7 protein-coding genes and 2 pseudogenes are annotated in these 19293 nt (G+C 67.4%); 5 read left to right on the top strand and 4 right to left on the bottom strand.

Translation table 11 applies throughout. The features are described 5' to 3' along the window. Window positions 1-168: 168 nt before the first annotated feature. Window positions 169-915, bottom strand: coding sequence for a GOLPH3/VPS74 family protein (locus BN1555_RS18430; protein WP_093800405.1), 747 nt, complete (start codon window positions 913-915; stop codon window positions 169-171). 185 nt (window positions 916-1100) lie between these two features. Here BN1555_RS18430 and BN1555_RS18435 point away from each other — a divergent pair, with 185 nt between their 5' ends. Together BN1555_RS18435 and BN1555_RS18440 are read left to right on the top strand one after the other, a co-directional pair. Then, window positions 1101-3386, top strand: a complete 2286-nt coding sequence (locus BN1555_RS18435; RefSeq protein WP_093800406.1) for a D-alanyl-D-alanine carboxypeptidase family protein — start codon at window positions 1101-1103, stop codon at window positions 3384-3386. 159 nt (window positions 3387-3545) lie between these two features. Beyond that, the gene (locus tag BN1555_RS18440; RefSeq protein ID WP_093800407.1) at window positions 3546-5450 is read left to right on the top strand and encodes an MFS transporter; all 1905 of its coding nucleotides are present in this window, start codon (window positions 3546-3548) and stop codon (window positions 5448-5450) included. Window positions 5451-5493: 43 nt separating this feature from the next. Here the strand turns inward: BN1555_RS18440 and BN1555_RS18445 are convergent. Then, window positions 5494-5820, bottom strand: a pseudogene (locus BN1555_RS18445) (NlpC/P60 family protein); the annotation flags it as partial. 609 nt (window positions 5821-6429) lie between these two features. Here BN1555_RS18445 and BN1555_RS18450 point away from each other — a divergent pair. The 3 genes from BN1555_RS18450 (at window position 6430) to BN1555_RS18460 (ending at window position 17834) form a co-directional block, all read left to right on the top strand. Further along, window positions 6430-10587 (top strand): LamG-like jellyroll fold domain-containing protein, encoded by a 4158-nt coding sequence (locus tag BN1555_RS18450; protein ID WP_093800408.1) that lies wholly within the window; start codon window positions 6430-6432, stop codon window positions 10585-10587. A 184-nt stretch (window positions 10588-10771) separates the two neighbouring features. Further along, entirely contained in the window at window positions 10772-17506 is a 6735-nt protein-coding gene (locus BN1555_RS18455) for a polymorphic toxin-type HINT domain-containing protein (RefSeq protein WP_093800409.1), read from the top strand. Next, window positions 17496-17834, top strand: a complete 339-nt coding sequence (locus BN1555_RS18460) for a hypothetical protein (protein ID WP_093800410.1) — start codon at window positions 17496-17498, stop codon at window positions 17832-17834. The genes BN1555_RS18455 and BN1555_RS18460 overlap by 11 nt, the downstream gene beginning before the upstream one ends. Before the next feature lie 99 nt (window positions 17835-17933). Here the strand turns inward: BN1555_RS18460 and BN1555_RS18465 are convergent. Next, window positions 17934-18221 (bottom strand): annotated as a pseudogene (locus tag BN1555_RS18465) (tyrosine-type recombinase/integrase); the annotation flags it as partial. A gap of 84 nt (window positions 18222-18305) precedes the next feature. Continuing rightward, complete coding sequence (locus BN1555_RS18470; RefSeq protein ID WP_093800411.1) at window positions 18306-19232, bottom strand: hypothetical protein; 927 nt, start codon at window positions 19230-19232, stop codon at window positions 18306-18308. Between the last annotated feature and the right edge of the window lie 61 nt (window positions 19233-19293).

The following is a 19293-nucleotide window of genomic DNA, read 5'->3' on the forward strand; positions in this document are numbered from 1 at the left end:
GCGAACGCGCGGGGTGGCGGCCCGGTCCGGTCCAGGAAGGCCTGGACGGCCGGCCCACCACCCCGCGCGCTTCGGTGCGGCTCCCGAACCGGGTCTTGGGGACGTCGGTGCGGCATCGGTGCTGGTCTTGCGGGTGCTGCCCGGGCGGTGCCGGTACTGCGGCCCGGCTCAGTGCGCCGCGAGGCGCGTCATGCCGTCGCGGCGCGACTGCGCATGCGGCGGAGATTGCGATTGCATCGGTACGGACGGCTGCGGCCGGCCTCCCGCTGCGGGTGCTCGGCGGGGCTGTGCGGCCACACCGTTCTGGACGTCCATCACGGCGTGCGCCACGAGTCCGCCCATGGGGTCGTGCCTGATCAGATCCCGGAGGCGGGAGCGTGATGAGCGCCCCTCGTTGCCGGGGTAGAGGTGCTTGCCGAGTCCCACTGCGTGAGCGAGCGCGGCGAGCGCCGCGGTCCGCGGGTCCGGCGGTACGCCGGTGCGGATCGCGTTGTCCAGCCGGGTCCTGATCTCCCGGCAGATCACCGACTCCGTCGCCTGGTAGCGAGTCGTCGGCAGCACCCCGCACATCTGCCCCGCCACGGCATGCACCATGCCGCACCGTTCCAGATGCGAGAGATACGTCTGGCGGAGCCCCAGCCGGGGCCCGCCTATCCAGTGGACCGCCCGGACCGGGCTGCCGCGCCTGCGCAGCAGTTCCAGTGCGGAGTCCAGTGTCGGATCTCCTGTCGGCCGTGCCATCACCACGGCGATACGATCCCCGTCTGGGGCTATCCGTCCTGCCAGAGCCAGCTCTACTAGCTGTGCCCCGGCCAGGCCGAGGTCGAGCGACTGCGGCTGCGCTGTGGTACCCGTGGTCGGGTCCAGAGCGAGCAGCAGAAGCTCCTCCGGAAGTGTTCTGCGGCTCCTGCCCATCCATGCCTCCCCGCGTGGATGAATGACAGGGTGACCCCTCTCACATTCATCTGTCGAGAGCGCCTGGGTGCTATGTACGGGAACCGGAAGGTATGTCGTTCTCGTCTGGCGAGGAAGTCCGGGTCTCAGACAGGACACTGGTACATGGTTCGGACATCGGACAGCGGGCGTATGCGCAAGCGCGTATGAAGGAGGCATCGGTGGCGGGCGAGTCCCCCGACAAGTCGGAGCAGCGGAAGTCGTCGGTGGGGACGGCCCCGGGCGAGCACGATCCGCGGCTCGCCGTTTTCCGGGAATCAGCCGGTTCGGCCGAACCGGCTGCGAAGCCGGAGCCGGAAGGCCGCGGCCGCGTGGACCAGCCGACGGCGGTCTTCAGGATGCCCACGAAAACGGAGCCGGAGGAGCCGAAGGCTCTCGAAGGGGACGGAGAGGTCTCCTCGGAGGTCGAGGCGACCTCCGAGGAGTATCCGGACAAGGCCCTGAAGGGGCCGGAGAGCGCATCGGACGCGCCGGGCGGCCCGGAGGTGCCGGACGCCTCGCCGAGCGCGCCGGAGGGCGACGTACGCCTTCGGGTGGCGGTGGCGGCGTGGGTGGCGACCGAGGACGCGGACGGCAAGGACCCGTCGGGTGCGGCCCCGGCCGCCGGCGGGGGCGAGGGCGAGGCTCACGGTGGCGAGGCTGCCGACGCGGACGGAGCGGTCGCGGCGGCAGGCGGCGACGAGCCGTCGCGGGGCGAGGTCGGGGGCGACGCCGACGAGCCCGCGGCCGGCTCTTCCGAGTCAGATAAGGCCGACATGACCGGTAAGACCGTTAAGTCCGGAGAGGTCGAGCGGGACCGGGCGCCGGAAGGAGCCGAGGGCGGTTCCGGCGACGAGGCGGACCAGGCGACGGCGGTGTTCAGGGCCGTGCGGCCGCGCGGGGCCGTGGACCAGCCGACCACCGCGCTGAAGACCGTGAGCAGGCCCGAGTCCGCCGCCGAGCGCACCAGCAAGTTCGTGCCGTTGAAGCCGGACATCGTCCGGCCGCCGGCCGGAAGGCCGCGCAGCGCCCCGGCCGCCCCGGCCGCCCCGGCCGCCCCGGCCGCCCCGGCCGCCCCGGCCGCCCCGGCCGCCCCGGCCGCCCCGGCCGCGCCCGCCGCGCCCGCCCCCCTCCCGGAGACCGAGCGCACCCGGCAGCAGCCGTTGCCGCCCAAGCCGCCGCTCGACCTGCTCGCCGAGCTGACGAACACCCCGCCTCCGCCGGAGACCCCGGTCAGGACCGCCGTGCGGCGGGTCAAGATCTGGACGCCGCTGGCCCTCCTGCTGGTGGTCGTCTTCGCCGTCGCGCAGGCCGTGCGCCCGCTGCCGGAGCCGCAGCTGACCATGACCGCGGAGCAGACGTACACGTTCGACGGCGAGAAGCCCACGCTGCCGTGGCCCGAGAAGGGCCAGGCGTTCATGGCGGCGTCGGGGGCGGGCTCCCTGGGCTCGTCCGGCGAGCAGACGCCCGTACCGATCGCCAGTGTGACGAAGGCCATGACGGCGTACGTCATCCTCAAGGAGCACCCGCTGAAGAGGGGCGAGAACGGCCCGTCGATCGAGATCGACGCGAAGGGCGAGTCCGAGGGGCAGCTGGACAAGACGGACAACGAGTCCACGCTCAACACCGTCAAGGAGGGTGACAAGCTCACCCTGCGCGACGCGCTCGCGGCCATCATGATTCCGTCCGCGAACAACATCGCGCGCCAGCTCGCGCGCTGGGACGCGGGTTCCGAGGAGGCATTCGTCGAGAAGATGAACGACGCCGCCAAGGACCTCAAGATGACGAACACCACGTACACCGACCCGTCCGGTCTCAACGCGACGACGGTGAGCACGGCCGAGGACCAGGTGAAGCTCGGTCTGGAGCTGGTGGAGATCCCGGCGTTCATGGACATCACCAAGCTGCCGTCCTGGACGGACCCCTCGGGCAAGAGCTGGCGCAACTGGAACGGTCTCGTTCCGTACGACGGCGCGCTCGGCATCAAGACCGGCAGCACGACGAAGGCCGGCGGCAACCTGCTGTTCGCCGCGCACAAGATGGTCGGTGGGACCGACCAGCTGATCGTCGGTGCGGTCCTCGCCCAGCACACCCCGTCGATCCTCGACACCGCCATCGCGGCGAGCAAGGAACTGATGCTCGCCACGCAGGACGCGCTGACCTCGCGCACGCTCGTGAAGAAGGGCGACGTGGTCGGCACGGTCGACGACGGGCTGGGCGGTACGACGCCGGTCGTCGCGGCCGAGGACGTCAAGGCGGTCGGCTGGGCGGGCCTGGAGGTGAAGCTCGAACTGTCCGACGGCGGCTCGGCCGTTCCGCACTCGGCCGCGGCCGGGACCGAGGTCGGCATGCTGACCGTGGGCGAGGGGGCCAGCCAGGTGAAGGTCCCGGTCGAGCTCCAGAAGGACCTGGCCGAGCCGGGCTTCGGCGCCAAGCTGACCCGCGTCGGCTGACGTCCGGACCGTGAGTGAAGCGCTGCCGCCGGTCGCGGGAACCGGCGGCAGCGCCACGTGCGCTCCGTGTTAGCGTCCGGGCAACTGCGGGACGCGGGGACGGCGTCCTTGCGCATGTCGGGGGTTCGTCGGTACCCGGGGAAGACGGGGAGAGCAGTAATGACCACCGCTGAGCCCACGCGCGCCAGGGGCGAGGACGAGGACAGCAGGAACTTCGGTACACGCGGCTCCGGCACACGGAGCGGCGGCACACGGAGCGGCCCACCGGACGGTGCGACGCCACGCCGCACACCGGTGGCCACGCCCCGGAGCACCGGCCCCGGGCCCGGGCCCGCGTCCCCCGCCCGGGACGGAGACCGCCTGCGCCACGTCCTCCGGCACCCCGTGACGGTCGCGACGGCCGCCGCCGCGGTGGCCCACGTCGTCTGGTTCTTCTTCTTCGCGAACAGCGGCGGCGACCTCGCCGCGCAGGACGCCTGGGCCGAGTTCGTCGGCCGTCACCCCGACTCCGCGTACAACCTCGCCTGGTACGGCGGGATGCACCCCGTGTCGTACAGCGTGGTCTCGCCGTACCTGATGTCGGTCCTCGGCGTCCGTACGACGATGATGATCGTCGGCACCGTGTCGGCCGCCCTGACCGCGCTGATCCTGGTCCGCGTCAAGGCGGTCCGCAACCCCCTGTGGTGCTCGCTCGCCGGGGTCTTCGCCCTCCTCTGCAACGCCCTGTCGGGCCGCGTCACCTTCGGTCTCGGCATGATGTTCGCGCTCGGCGCGGTCGCCGCGGTGTTCTGCTGGCCGCGCCGCTGGGCCGCGAACCGGTGGGCGAAGGCGGCCGTCGCCGCGCCGCTGGCCGGTCTCGCGACGGCGAGCAGCCCGGTCGCGGGCCTGTTCCTCGGCGTCGTCGCGGCGGCGCTGTTCCTCAACAAGCGGCGCCCCGGTGCCTACGCGCTCGGCCTCGCGCCGGTCGCCGTCGTCGCCCTGTCGTCCTGGCTGTTCCCGTTCTCCGGTACGCAGCCGATGTCCTTCGGGACGGCTTCGCTGCCGTTCCTGTGCGGCGTGCTGATCCTCGTACTCGTGCCCGAGGACTGGAAGACGGTACGGACGGGAGCCGCCGTCTACTCCGTCGGGGTGCTCCTGACCTGGCTGATCGACTCGCAGATCGGCAGCAACGTGTCGCGCCTGGCGATGGTGTTCGCGGGTGTCGTCCTGCTGGCGGCGCTGCCGTTCGCCGTGCCCCGCACCGCCAAGTGGTACGCCCTCGTGGTCGCCTTCGCCGGCTTCAACGCCTGGATCGGCTTCAAGAGCGTCGACGACATCGCCCGTACCGCCCCGACGGCGTCCTGGACGCGGGAACTGGCGCCGCTGGTGAACCAGTTGCAGGAGGTCGGCGCGGAGAAGGGACGGGTCGAGGTGGTCCCGGCCAGCAGCCACCGGGAGGCCTCGGCGCTCGCCCCGTACGTCAATCTCGCGCGCGGCTGGAACCGGCAGGCCGACATGGAGCGCAACCCCCTCTTCTACGACGACACGCTCCGCTCCGACACCTACCGGGAGTGGCTGTACCGCTGGGCCGTGCACTACGTCGTACTGCCCGAGGGCGCCCCGGACCGGAGCGGAGCCACCCAGGAGTACGAGCTCGTGCGCTCCGGCCTGCCCTACCTGAAGCAGGTCTGGGGCGACGCCAACTGGCGGCTCTTCCGGGTCGAGGACCCGACGCCGCTGGCCGACCCGCCCGCTACGGTGGACCGCGCGGGCGCGGGCGAGCTGACGATCCGGGTGAAGAGCGCGGGCCGGGTGCTGATCCGTATCCCGTACTCGCCGTGGCTGGGCCTGGTCGACGCCGAGGGCGAGCGCGTCGAACCGCCGGCCGAGACCCCGGAGTCGAAGGCCCGCGGAGACGCGGCGGACCGGACGTTCACCAACCCGAACGGCTGCCTGATGAAGGCGGACGAGGACGCGGCGGGGGACGAGTGGACACAACTCCTCGCCCCCGCTCCCGGCGTGTACCGGCTGGCGGCCCCCTACGGGCTGACGCGGGGCACGGCCTGTCCGGAGGAGCTGCGCTGAGCGCCGCCGGAGGAGCCGTGCCGGGCGAGGACCGGGCCCGGCCCTAGACGCGCTTCGCGCTGCGCAGCGTGCTCGCGTAGTAGCCGTTGCCGTCCAGGCGCGACGTGCCGCCCTTGTCGCCGATGGTCGGCCCGTTGACCTCTTCGCGGCTCGACACGAAGACCTTGTGCCCGTCGGTGTCGTGGCCCATGAAGATGCCGACGTGGTCGAGCCGGTCCTTGGTGCGCTCGTCGAGCTTGAAGAAGACCAGGTCGCCCGGTTGCAGGACGTCGATGGACTTCGGCCGGGACCCGGCGTCCACACCCTTCAGCGCGATGACGTCCGCTCCCAGCTTGGAACGGGCCATGCCGTTGGCGGTGCGCGGCAGGCCGCGGGGCTCGGTGGTCGTGGGCTCGGTGAAGGTGCGGCTGGGGCCGGTGAGCGTGGCGGTGCGGGCGTCGTCGGTGAAGGTGGCCAGGACCGCGCCGGCCTTGGCCTGCCCCCTCTTTGCGGAACTCCGCGGTGAAGGGTGCGGTTCCCGTTGCATCGGGAAATCTGTGACCTCACGGCCTCCTGCCAGCTTATGGGCAACCGCTCAGGCCCAGAGCGCGCGTCTCACCGGCTTCCCCCGGTGCGCGGTTCGGTGCACGGCTTCTGGGGTTCTTCCACGTAGAGCCACGCAGTCGACGGTCATGCAGTCGAGACGTTACGTGATCATTTTGAAGCCGGAAGGATGCCGAGTCGTAGTAGGGATACGTACAACCATTAGTCGATGTGACGAGTGCCACTGCCCTGCTCGGGCCTTGGTCTTCGTTCGCCCCTTATGCGGGTTGTGGGGAGACGTGCACACGTAGTTACGTTCGCAACACATCAATGAGCGAATTGTGGGGGGACTGTGTTTGGCGTGGAGAGACGCGCACATCGCGTCGGTAGTGTTGGGGGGTTTGTCATCGGGTCGGCGTTGTTGGTGGGGTTGTTGCCCACTACCGGCGCGGTGGCGATGGCTCCGGTGGCCCAACGCGTCGAAACGGCCGACGAGGCTGAGACGGGGGCGGCACCGCATTCGGAGGCGGAGGCCTTCGCGGAAGCCAAGCGATCCGGTAAGGCCGTGGAAGTCTCATCGCTGCGCGGCGAGACCAGCGAGGTCTACGCGACTCCGGAAGGTGATCTGGAAGCGCGGGAGTACCTGCGTCCGGTGTGGGCGCGTGCAGGTGGCGCGTGGAAGCCGGTCGACACGGACCTGACAGTCGCAGCGGACGGGATGGTTGCTCCCAAGGCCGCCACCGTGGAAGTGGCGTTCTCGGGTGGCGGCAAGGGGCCAATGGTGCGGCTGAAGAAAGCCGGCCGTGAAATGGAGCTGTCCTGGCCGAAGCCGTTGCCCAAGCCGACGCTTGAAGGCGACACGGCGACCTATGCCCATGTTCTTCCGGGGGTAGACCTGCGGCTGATCGCTTCACCGGAAGGCTTCTCCCATCTTCTGGTGGTCAAGAGTGCGAAGGCGGCAGCCAGTAATGACCTGGCGAAGCTGCGCCTGAAGCTGGCTGCTCACGGGTTGGAGATCAAGGAGACCGCCGAGGGGGGCCTGCAGGCGCTGGACGCAGGTGCGAAAAACGCGGTGTTCGAAGCGTCGACGCCGGTGATGTGGGACTCGAGCGAGGGTGAGAACGCCTCAGCCGCTCGCACCTCGGCCACTCGGACCTTGGCAGCGGCCAACGATGATCAGACGCGTGGGGAGCCCGGGGCAGGGGAGTCGGGACAACTCGCACCGGTCGGTGTAGAGATCCCGGCCGACGGCGACGAACTGGTCCTGACCCCGGACACAGAGGTGCTGAAGGGCAAGGACACCGTGTATCCGGTGTTCATCGACCCGCAGTGGTACTCGCCACGGGCGACATCGTGGACCATGGCCTCGAAGTACTGGGCCTCGTCCCCGCAGTGGAAGTTCAACGGCAAATCGACCGAAGGCGTGGGCTACTGCGGCTGGTCGTACTGCGCACCGCACGACACCAAGCGGGTCTTCTATCAAATCCCCGTCTCGAAGTTCGCCGGCAAGTCGATCCTGTCGGCCGAGTTCGTGGTGCGAAACACCTGGTCTGCCTCATGTGCGGACCGGTCCGTGGAACTGTGGCAGACGAAGGGCATATCGACGTCGACCACGTGGAACTCCCAGAACGCATCCGGATTCTGGGTCAAGGAGCTGTCTTCCAAGTCGTTCGCCTACGGTTACGAAGGCTGTGAGGCCAAGGATGCCGAGTTCTCGGTGAGATCGGCCGTGCAGGCTGCTGCCGACGGCAGGGATCCGTCGATGACGTTCGGCCTGCGGGCCTCCAACGAGTCGGACGCGGACGCCTGGAAGCGTTTCTCCGACAAGGCGTTTCTGCGGGTGAAGTACAACCGGCCGCCGTCCCAGGTCAAGATGTCGCAACTGAGCATGGAGTACAGCGACACCTGCAAGAGGCCGGGGAGCGCCAAGCGCATCCGCAGTCTCGGCAAGATCCACGCCGACAAGATCACCGACCCCGACGGCGACAGGGTGTCGGTGCAGTTCCAGGCGACATGGGACGGCGGAGCCTGGAAGCCCTCCTTGACCTCGGCCAAGAGCTCCGGCTCCGACTTCTCGATCAGCCTGCCGTCGTCGATCCCGGAGAACAAGGAGGTCAACTGGCACGTCCGCACATATGACGGCGCACAGTACTCGCCGTGGTCGTACGCAGGCGACCCGACAGGCTGTTACTTCTACTACGACACCAAGGCTCCGAGGTCGCCGACGATTTCCTCGGACGAATATCCCGCCTCGAATACGGAGGACCCGGACGACCCGTGGTTCGACGGGATGGGCAAGTACGGAACGTTCGAGATCAAGGCCAACGACACGCAGGTCACCAAGTACTGGTACGGCCTCAACGTCAATCCCAGCTCCAGCAACTCGATCAGCACGGCGAGCGGTGCCGCCAAGACACTGCGGATACTGCCGCCCAAGATCGGGGTGAACACGCTCTACGTTTCCTCGCTCGACGCAGCAGGAAACGTTTCAGCAGCCACCGGTTACCGCTTCAGGGTCAAGGCAGGCCAGCCCGAGCGCGCTGCTTGGTCCATGGACGAAGGAGCCGGCGCCACGGAAGCGAAGGGGGACGCGGGGGTATACACCGCCTCCCTGTCAGGTGGCCCCGCACTCAAGGCTCCGGGGGCCAAGGGGACAGCCGTGACCTTCGACGGGGTGGACGACTACGCCAAGACCGACATCCCCACGGTGAGCACCGAGACCGGGTTCTCGGTCTCGGCTTGGGCCAAGCTCTCCAAGGCCCCTGACGGCGCGGCAATCATCGCCGCTCAGCCAGGCAATCACGCGCCGGGATTTGAGCTGTACTACTCCAAGGCGTATGACCGGTGGGCGTTCAACCAGTACCAGGCAGACACCGCTGACGCGGGCATCACCCGGGTCATGCAAGCCTCCGCAGGAGGCGCCACAGTCGGCAAATGGACCCATCTGGTGGGCACCTACAGCGCGACTTACGACGAGATGAAGCTCTACGTCGACGGTGAACTGGCCGGCACCATCACGTACGACTCGCCATGGGATGCCCGGCGCGGTCTGCAAATCGGGGCCGGCTCCTACAGCGGCAAGCCCGGAAGCTTCTTCCCGGGCTCCATCGACGAGCTGCAGATCTTCGACAAGCCGCTGGCGCAGGGTGAAGTGACGCGACTCAACGGAAAAGAATCCCTCATCTCCGCCCGGCCCGCACGTGCCGTCTTCCCGATGGACGAGGAGGCCGCCTCAACGACGCTGACCGGCACGCCAGAGGTGATAGCTGCCAGGTACCAAGGTGCTCCGACGACGGGTGCGGCAGGTGTCGCGGGCGCGGCGACCACGTTCGACGGGCAGGACGACTACGCCAGCACGGGGCGACCGCTCGTGAACAACCTGCGCAGCTTCGCAGTCTCGGCTTGGGTGAAACTCCCCAAGACGAAGCCGGACCACGCGGCGATCATTGCGACGCAAGCAGGCACGCACAAGCCAGGCTTCGAGCTGTACTACTCCGCCGCCTATGACCGATGGGCCTTCAACCAGTACTCCGCAGACACCCCCGACGCCACGCCCATCCGTGCCGTCGAGGCCGAGGGCAGGAGTGCACGCGGCGGGGAATGGGTGCACGTGGCCGGTGTGCATGACACGGTGGCCAACACCCTGACGCTCTATGTGAACGGTACGCCTGCCGGGCCTCCCACGAGTGTGTCCTCGACGTGGTACGCGGGCGGCGCCGTGCAGATCGGCGCCGGCTCGTACGACGGACAGCCCGGCGCACACTTCCCCGGCCAGATCGACGACGTCAGGCTCTTCGACCGGCCCGTTTCGGCCGGCGAGGTGCAGCAGCTGTTCAAGCAGCGTCCGCTGGTGAAGAACCGTTGGAAGTTCGAGGAGACGGCCGGTACCTCTCCGGTCACTACCCCGGATGCTGCCGGCACGGGCAATGGGCTCACGTTGTACGGAGGTGCTTCGAAGTCGGACGCGGCAAACATCGACTTCGGTGCCCTGCAGCTGAACGGTACGAGCGGCTATGCCGCGACCAGCACTGTTCCAGTTGATACGTCAGGCAGCTTCACGCTCACTGCCTGGGCGCAGGCGGCGGCAATGCCCAAGGACGCGGTGGCAGTGGCCAGCGCGGAGGGCAGCAAGCAAAGCGCGTTCGCGGTGCGTTTCGTGCCTGATGCCGCGGCCCCGGAGGCGAACCACGGCCGTTGGCAGCTGTCAGTGGCAGACAAGGACGCCACTGACGCGGCCGTGGTCAAGGCAGACAACGGTGAGTTCTATGACGCCCGCGAGTGGAACCACCTGGCGTTGGCCTACGACGGTTTCGCCAAGGAGGCACGCCTGTACGTCAACGGCGTACTGGCCGAAGTGACCTGCCAGGACGCCGACGGCAATGGAGAGAACGACGATCCGGCATGCGCGGACCTGGTGCCGTGGGCGGAAGACGCGCTCGCTTTCAAGGCGGCCTCGCTTCAAGTCGGCCGGTCCGGCACAGGCACCAGGGCAGGCGACTACTTCCCCGGCATGGTGGACGACACCTGGATATTCCAGGGTGCGCTGACGGATGACCAGGTCGCGAAACTTGCGACCAGCTGGTTCGACGTACCCACCAAGGTGCCCGGCGACTGACCAGTGCGGCGGGGCGCGGCACTTCGCCGCGCCCCGCCTGCGTTTGTCGCCATTTCCGTGTTCCTCACGGCTATGCCGCTGAGCACTGACCCGACAAAGGATTGATCAAGGAATGAACGGCATATCGCCACCTCGGCGTGGTGGGCGGCTGCAGCGCAGAATCGCGCTGGGCGCCTCCGCGGTCATGGTGGCCACCCTCCTCCAGGCCACGGCTTTCGCGCCTGCGGCAGCGGCAGGCAGCAACCTCCCGGGGCTGCCCGCATCGGAAAAGCCCATCGCCGGACACAACAGCGAGAAGATCATTGCTCGCACCGCGCAGAAGGGCCCCCGGACCCCGCAGGACAAGCCGAAGGCCACCTGGCCCAAGCCCGGGTCGGCGGTGGTGACACTGCCCGAGCCGGCGAAGAGGACCAGCGCGCAGCTCAGGGCCGAGAACCTGCCCGTGCGGCTGCAGACGCCTTCCGCCAAGCAGGCCAAGCACGCCACGGGCGGCAAGGTCGAGGCACGTGTCCTTCCGCGCGGTACGGCCCGTGAGGCAGGTGTCGACGGCCTGTTGTTCAGCCTCCAGTCCCTTACCAAGGGCACGAAGGGGACCGTCGGCACACAGGTGGATTACTCCTCCTTCGCCGAGTCCTTCGGCGGCGGCTACGCCTCCCGCCTGACCCTGGTGAAGCTGCCGGCCTGCGTGCTCGACACGCCGGGCAAGGCAGCGTGCCGCACGGCCACCCCTGTGGTCACGGACAACGACACCGAGAAGCAGACGCTGACCGCCAAGTCGGTTCCCCTGAGCGCATCAGGGCCCACGGTCATGGCGGCGGTCGCCGATGACACCGGAAAGACGGGCGACTACAAAGCGACACCCCTCGCCCCGTCCTCGGCCTGGAACACCGACCTCAACTCCGGCGACTTCAACTGGGCATATGACATTTCGGTGCCGGAAGTGCCGGGTGACCTGGCCCCGAAGGTAGGCCTTTCGTACTCCTCTGGCACAGTCGACGGACGCACTGGCGGTACCAACAGCCAGTCCTCCTGGGTCGGTGACGGATTCGACCTGTCGCCCGGCTTCATCGAGCGCCGCTACAAGCCATGCGCGGACGACGGCATCAAGGACGCGGACGGCAACAAGCCCGGTGATCTCTGCTGGGGTTACGACAACGCGTTCATCAATTTCAACGGCAAGGGCGGTGAACTCGTCCCCACCGGCACGGTTAACGAGTGGAAGCTCAAGAAGGACGACGGCACCCTCATCAACCGCCTGACCTCGACTAATCGGGGCAACGGTGACAACGATGGTGAGTACTGGCGACTGACCGCACCGGACGGTGCCCGCTACTACTTCGGTTACCACCGCCTGCCCGGCTGGGCCGACGGCAAGGAAGCGACCGACTCCACCTGGACCGTTCCCGTCTACGGCGATGATGACGGCGAGAAGTGCCACGGCGCCACCTTCGCCGAGTCCTGGTGCCAACAGGCATGGCGCTGGAACCTCGACTACGCGGTCGACACCCACGGCAACGCCATGGCGTACTACTACAACAAAGAGACCAACCACTACGGCCGCAACCTCAAGGCCGCCGACGACACCCCCTACACCCGCGGCGGTTACCTCGACCGCATCGAGTACGGCCTGAAGTCCAGCTCCATGTACGGCACCAAGCCACTGGCCAAGGTCGACTTCACCAGTTCCGAGCGGTGCATTCCCAACAGCCAGACGGACTGCTCTTCGATCGGCACGGACTCGTTCTACTGGTACGACACGCCGTGGGACATGAACTGCACAGCCGGAACCGACTGTGATCAGGGTCGTCTGGCCCCCAGCTTCTGGACCCGTAAGCGGCTGACCAGCATCAGCACCCAGGTCCTGCAGGCCGACGGCACCCACGCCAAGGTCGACTCCTGGGCGCTGGCCCACCGCTGGGGCCAGGCCGACATCGACTACCAGCTGCTGCTGGACTCCATCCAGCGCACCGGTCACACCGCAGCCACGCCGGCCACGCTGCCAAAGACCACGCTCGCCTACACGCAGCTGGCCAACCGGATGGACACCACCGGCGACGGCTACGCCCCCTTCATCAAGGCCCGGCTGTCCACCGTCGCCGACGAGCACGGTGGCCAGATCGACGTCGACTACTCCTCCGAGGCTTGCAACGCTGCCAGCCTGCCCACTCCGCAGACCAACACCACCCGCTGCTTCCCGCAACTGCTCGGCGGCAGTGACACCGAAGCCCCCGAGCGGCACTGGTTCAACAAGTACGTCGTCGAATCCGTCACCGCCACCGACCGTACCGGCGGCGCTCCGGATGCCGTGACCGCCTACTCGTACCTGGGCGACGGGGCATGGCACTACGACGATGACGACGGCCTGACCAAGGAAAAGTACAAGACCTGGTCGCAATGGCGCGGCTACGGGCAGGTACGGGTCAAGACCGGGGGCCAGGGCGGGGACACCGCCATGAGGACGCAGCAGGACACTTATTTCCTGCGCGGCATGCACGGCGACCGCAAGGACGCCTCCGGTGACACCACGAAGTCCGTCACCGTCGCCCTCGCCACGGGCGAGGGCGACCCGATCACCGACCATGAGGCCGCTGCCGGATTCGTATACAAGAAGGTCGACTACTCAGGTCCCGGCGGCAAGGTCCTCTCCAAGACCATCGAGCGGCCCTGGCGTCACGAAACAGCCAAGAAGATCCGCGACTGGGGCACGGTGACCGCCAACTTCACCGGCACCGGCAACTCCACCACCCACACCTCCCTGGACAACGGCGCGGGCACCAAATGGCGCACGACCACCAAGTCGACCACGTACGACACAGTCGCCGGACGCGTCGTCGAACTCGACGACCGTGGTGACACCTCCACCGCCACCGACAATCGGTGCACCCGCACCACCTACGCCACCAACACGTCAGCGAATCTCCTCACCCTGACCTCGCAGGTCGAAACCCTGGCGACGGACTGCGGCAACGCCACACCCAACCGTGCCACCGACGTCATCTCCGACGTCCGCAGCGCTTACGACGGCCTCGCCTACGGAGCCGCCCCCACCAAGGGCGACGAGACCGCGACCGCCACGCTGAAGAAGCACAACGGCACCACCGCCACCTATCTGGAGGTCGGCACCACCTTCGACGGTTACGGCCGCGAGACGGCGACCACCGACCTCACCGCCAACGTCACTGTCGCCGGCACCGCCGCCCCGACACGTGCCGCGCGCACCGACGGCCTTACCAAGACCACCACCTACAGTCCCGACACAGGCTTCCCCGCCACGGTCACTTCGACCACTCCGCCCGCCGACTCCGCGGACACCACCACGGTTCAGAAGACGGTGCTCGCCCTGGACGCACTGCGCGGCCAGCCCACCGCCAAGACCGACACCAACAACCGCGTCACGACCTTCACCTATGACGCGCTGGGCCGCTCAGCCAAGATCTGGCTGCCCAACCGAGCCACCTCCCTGACCCCTTCCTACGCCTTCGACTACTTCATCGAAGAAGGCCGGGCAACCGCTGTCCGCACCCAGACCCTGGACAACAACGGTGCCCAGATCGCCTCGTACGCCATCTACGACGGCATGCTGCGCCCGCGCCAGACCCAGGACGTGGGCCCCGACAGCGGACGCCTGCTGACGGACACCTTCTACGACGAGCGCGGCCAGGTCGCCAAGACCTTCGCCTCCTACTACACGACCGGTGCGCCCCGTCGGGACCTCTTCACCCCCGAAAACGCCCTGAGCGTGGAGACCCAGAGCCGTCACACCTACGACGGTCTGGGACGTGAAACCGAGTCCAAGCAGATCGCGGGCAACGGCGACGGCGGCACCGTGCTCGGCATCACCCAGACCCTCTACGACGGCGACCGCACCACGGTCATCCCACCGGAGGGCGGAACAGCCACCACCACCCTCAACGACGCCCGCGGGCAGACCACAGAGCTGCGCCAGCACCACTCCCGCAGCGCCACTGCCGCCTACGACCCCACCACCTACAAGCACACGCCCGACGGCAAGCTCTCCCAGGTCACCGACCCGGCAGGCAACAGCTGGAAGTACGCCTACGACCAGCTCGGTCGCCAGATCGAGGCGGTGGATCCCGACAAGGGAACCACCAGGAGCACGTACGACGACCGCGGCCAGCTCGTCACCACCACCGATCACGGCAAGACCGTCTCGGACACCGACGGGTACAAGAAGACCCTTTACCGCGACTACGACGATCTCGGCCGCCAGACCGAGCTGCGCGAAGGCAGCGCCACCGGCACTCTGCGGGCCGAATGGACCTACGACACGGTCACCGGAGCGAAGGGCCAGCTCGCCTCCACCACCCGCTACGTGGGCACCAACGCCTACACCACCCGCATCACCCAGTACGACTCGCTCTACCGGCCGCAGCGCACCGCCGTGGTGATCCCGGCCTCCGAAGGCGCCCTCGCCGGCACCTACCAGACCGGCACCTCCTACAAGCCCTCCGGCCTGGTGGCAGGAATCTCCTACTCGGCAGCCGGCTCCCTGCCCGGGGGCTCGTACGCCTACGGCTACGACGAGGCCCTGCGGCCCGTCTCCCTCCTGGGTGACGGTTTCGAGACCAGCACCGGCTACTCGCTGACCGGCAAGCCGTTGCAGCACACCTTCGCCTCCACCGCTGCCGGTGCGAAGAAGACACAGGTCACGAACGACTACCAGTGGGGCACCCAGCGTCTTTCCGCCTCACGCGTGGACCGCGAAGGCGTCAACGGCGTCGACCGCAACGAGACCTACCGCTACGACCAGGCAGGCAACATCCTGTCCGTCGCGGACGTCTCACGCTCCGGCACCGACAACCAGTGCTTCACCTACGATTACCTCCGTCGCATGTCCGAGGCATGGACCGAGGCGGACACCACCTGCTCGACGGAACCCTCCGTCGGCACGACCGGTGGAGTGGCCCCGTACTGGCACTCCTACACCTACGACAAAACAGGCAATCGCAAAACCGAAACTCTGCACGACCCCGCAGGCGACAGCACCAAGGACGTCAAGCGCGACTACGCCTACCCCACCCCTGGAACCTCGCAGCCGCACACTCTGGACGAGGTCAACCAGATCGGGCCCGGCGGCACGTCGAAGACCGCCTACACCTACGACGAGGCCGGTAACACCCGTACCCGCATGGTCGGCGGCGACACACAGACCCTCGACTGGGACGCCGAGGGCCACCTGGCCAAGGTCACCAAGCCCGTCGAGGGCGGCACCAGCGAGGTCACCGAGTATCTGTACGACGCCGACGGCAACCGCCTGATCGCTCGGACAGGTGACGAAACCACGCTGTACCTCGGCCATACCGAACTCGTGCTGCCCAAGGGCGCCGCCAAGGCCAAAGCCACGCGCTACATCGACCTCGGAAGCGGCCACCAGGCCGTCCAGGCCGACGACGGAAGCATCACCCTCACCCTCGCCGACCACCACGGCACCGGCCAGATCGCCGTCAAAACCGCCGACCTCGCCATGACCCAGCGCCGCACCCTGCCCTTCGGTGGCACTCGTGGGACCCCCGCACCCACCTGGCCCGGCACGAAGAGCTTCGTCGGCGGCACCGACGACACGGCCACCACCGGCCTCATCCACCTCGGCGCCCGCGAATACGACGCCTCGATCGGTCGGTTCATCTCCATCGATCCGATCATGGACCTCGCGGCCCCGCAACAAATCAACGGCTACACCTACTCGAACAACAATCCCATCACCTTCAGCGACCCCACAGGCTTGTACATGCCCGGCGGCGGCAGCGACCCGCGAGACACCCCGCGCACACCGCCCGGCAAGGGACCCAGCGACAACGACAACGGTCCCAGCCCCAGCCCCAGCCCCAGTCCCAGCCCCAGTCCCAGCCCCAGCCCCAGTCCTGGCACCGGGGGGATCACTGTCGAAGTCACGGTCACTACCCCCGCTCCCGAAACTCCAAAAACATGCACGCACGGTAGAGGGTTCAAAATTGACTGCCCGTCATCGAAGCCCTTCGAGGTCGTTGTTGCCCTGGTAGTGCCGGACACCGAGGCGTGGAGGAAGTGCCTCTCCGAACGTCACGGCGAAAGCTGTCTCTGGGCGTCCACCGACCTTCCTTTGCTGAAGGCCGGCAAGCTAGCAAAATTTTTCAAAGCCAAGAAGGTCAAGAAGTCAGAATCCTCACGTGACTGTAAATGCTTCCTCGCCGGAACCGGTGTTCTCATGGCCAATGGGAACACCGTGGACATCGAGGACGTCGAAGTCGGCGACAAGGTCATCGCGACTGATCCGAAAACCGGCGAGACCAGTGAGCGTGAAGTAACTGCCACGATCGTCACCGACGATGACAAGCACTTCACGGAACTGACGATCGCCACTCCGGACGGCAGCGAGAAACTCACAGCTACCTACGAGCACCCGTTCTGGTCCGTCTCCGCGCATGACTGGATCGAGGCCGGCGACCTCAAGCCCGACATGACCCTCCGTACCGACGACGGTCGTACAGTCAAGGTCACCGACACCCGTCAGTACGAAGACCGCACCCGCACCTACAACCTCACCATCGAGGGCCTGCACACGTACTATGTGCTGGCGGGCGAGACTCCGGTTCTGGTTCACAATTCCAATGGCTGCCTTACGATGTCTTCCGCGATTGGCGGGGACTCGTCTCTGGTGAAGGCTGCGCAGCAGGCAGGGAAGAACCAGAAGGTTCAGGCCGACCTGGATAGCTTGTTCCAGCAGCTGTCGCGCGGGAATATGAATCCGGGACTCGGAAGTAAGGCGCTGTCTGGAACGGATGTCACCTATGCGCGAGGGCGAAACGGTGGTCGCCTATTCTTCCGGAATGTTGACGGAGGGATTCAGATCGTTGGGAAATCCGATAAGGCAAACGAGTCCAAGGTGATTGCGAGGCTGAATCAGCTCTATGGTCAGTGACTCCCTCTACCGCATAGAGAACCAGCAGTTCAGCGCCCTCTTCATGTTGGGCGCGGAGGACGACAAGGAAACCGTTGAGAACGTTGACGCTGAACTGAGTCTCCCGGATGGGACGCGATGGAGCGCCACGTTCATGACGCTACGGGCGATCGAACAGGTGATGAATCGATGGCAGGAGACTGGGGAATGTGCCAGCGGTGCGTACTTCCAGTGTTCTGACCTCGTAATCATTCCGGAGGGCGGTCTGGCGGCGATGCTGGATTCCTTCAAGGGGATTATCGATTCAGGTGGACCTGAAGGAGTTTTGCAACTCCTGAATGACGACTAAATCGCCGTAGATGCTCCTGTGGAGCGAACCAGGATGCCCCTTTCCCGGGTTACGGGGAAAGGGGCATCCTGGTTTTTGACGGCAACGGTGACGGCAACGTCAGCGGACGGTTGTCGCGGAGGGCGGGTCTCCTCGGTCGTCGTTGCCCGTGCCGAGTACGTCGTTGAGGGTGTCGATGGCTTGGCGTTGGAGTCGGAGTCGTACGTAGGCGTAGACGCCGGCGGTGACGCCGATGTGAGCGTGGCCAAGGAGTTTTTTGATGACGACGAGGTCGACGCCCTGTTCCAGGAGCAGGGTCGCGGTCGAGTGTCGGAGGTCGTGGAAGCGGATGCGGCGGAGTCCGGCCTGGTTGAGGAGTCGGCCGAAGTGGCGGGTGAGGTTGGTCGGGGCGATAGCTACTTCGGGGTGTGCAGCAGCAAGGAAGTCACCGGGCCCGCCACGGGCCCTGCTCCGTACGGTGGCCGGCCGGAGTCAGTCGAGGTAGACGCGGGCCGCGGCGATCGGGCGTGCGGTCACCTTGTGGACGGTGGAGGAGTTGACGCCCCAGCGGTAGCCGGCGAAGAGCTTCGTGGTGCCGTCTCCGTAGAACACCATGTGGCCGTAGCCGGCGCCGTTGTGCTCGGTCCACTCGGGGGTCCCGCCGGGTGTCTCCTCGATGCGGGTGTCGGGGAAGCCCCGGTAGGTGGCCTCGGCGGTTTCGGAGGCGGCGGGGTTGCCGTGCGGGTTGCTGGTGCAGTCGATGACGTCGAAGACGTAGGGAACGACACCGGTGCCGACCCCGCTGTCCACCGGCGAGCTCCATGTCCCCTTGCGCTCCCGGATCATCACGATGTGTCCGGTGTACGGCTCGCTGGTGGCCGTCGGGTCGTAGTCCAGGGCGACGAGGTCTCCGGGGCGGAGGTTGACCGGCTTGGTGACCGCCGTGAAATGGGGGATGGCCGCAGCGTTCGCGAAGCCCTCACGGAACTTCTCGGCCGTCGGGTAGAACTTGCCGGCCTCGGTGTTGAAGTACTGGCTGAAGTACTCCCTGGTCGCCCATCCGTACGCCGTTCCGGTGCCGTAGGCGCGCTGCAGGACCAGGGTGATGAACGACGAGCACTGTGCGAACGAGGAGAACTCCTCGGGGTGCCCGGGCGTGCCCCAGACGACCGAGGAGTTCTCGTCGGGGAACTCTCCTGCCGTCTTGTAGCGGTTGGCGTTGTCGCTCCAGGGACGCATTCGCAAGTAGTCGATCAGCGCCTCCGCCTCTATCTGGTGCGGCAGTCTGGTCTGGTACGGGTTCGGCGGCGGCACCTCGGCGGCCGAGGCGGATCCGGCGGCCGGCCCGGTGATCAGCGCGGCGCCCGCGCCGGCGGAGGCGGCCAGCAGACCACGACGGCTAAGTCGCTCGTAGGACATGGAAGTTCCCCTTCGGCCGGCCGCCGGATCGGATGACCGACGATGCTTGCCGGATCCTATG

This window comes from Streptomyces sp. Wb2n-11 (genome assembly GCF_001049855.1).
GTDB classification, from domain to species: Bacteria; Actinomycetota; Actinomycetes; order Streptomycetales; family Streptomycetaceae; genus Streptomyces; species Streptomyces altiplanensis.

What these genes read in the sequence shown, in the direction of transcription:
- BN1555_RS18430 (WP_093800405.1), bottom strand. Translation starts at nt 915, where the DNA reads ATGGGCAGGAGCCGCAGAACACTTCCGGAGGAGCTTCTGCTGCTCGCT.
- BN1555_RS18435 (WP_093800406.1), top strand. Translation starts at nt 1,101, where the DNA reads ATGAAGGAGGCATCGGTGGCGGGCGAGTCCCCCGACAAGTCGGAGCAG.
- BN1555_RS18440 (WP_093800407.1), top strand. Translation starts at nt 3,546, where the DNA reads ATGACCACCGCTGAGCCCACGCGCGCCAGGGGCGAGGACGAGGACAGC.
- BN1555_RS18450 (WP_093800408.1), top strand. Translation starts at nt 6,430, where the DNA reads ATGGCTCCGGTGGCCCAACGCGTCGAAACGGCCGACGAGGCTGAGACG.
- BN1555_RS18455 (WP_093800409.1), top strand. Translation starts at nt 10,772, where the DNA reads ATGGTGGCCACCCTCCTCCAGGCCACGGCTTTCGCGCCTGCGGCAGCG.
- BN1555_RS18460 (WP_093800410.1), top strand. Translation starts at nt 17,496, where the DNA reads ATGGTCAGTGACTCCCTCTACCGCATAGAGAACCAGCAGTTCAGCGCC.
- BN1555_RS18470 (WP_093800411.1), bottom strand. Translation starts at nt 19,232, where the DNA reads ATGTCCTACGAGCGACTTAGCCGTCGTGGTCTGCTGGCCGCCTCCGCC.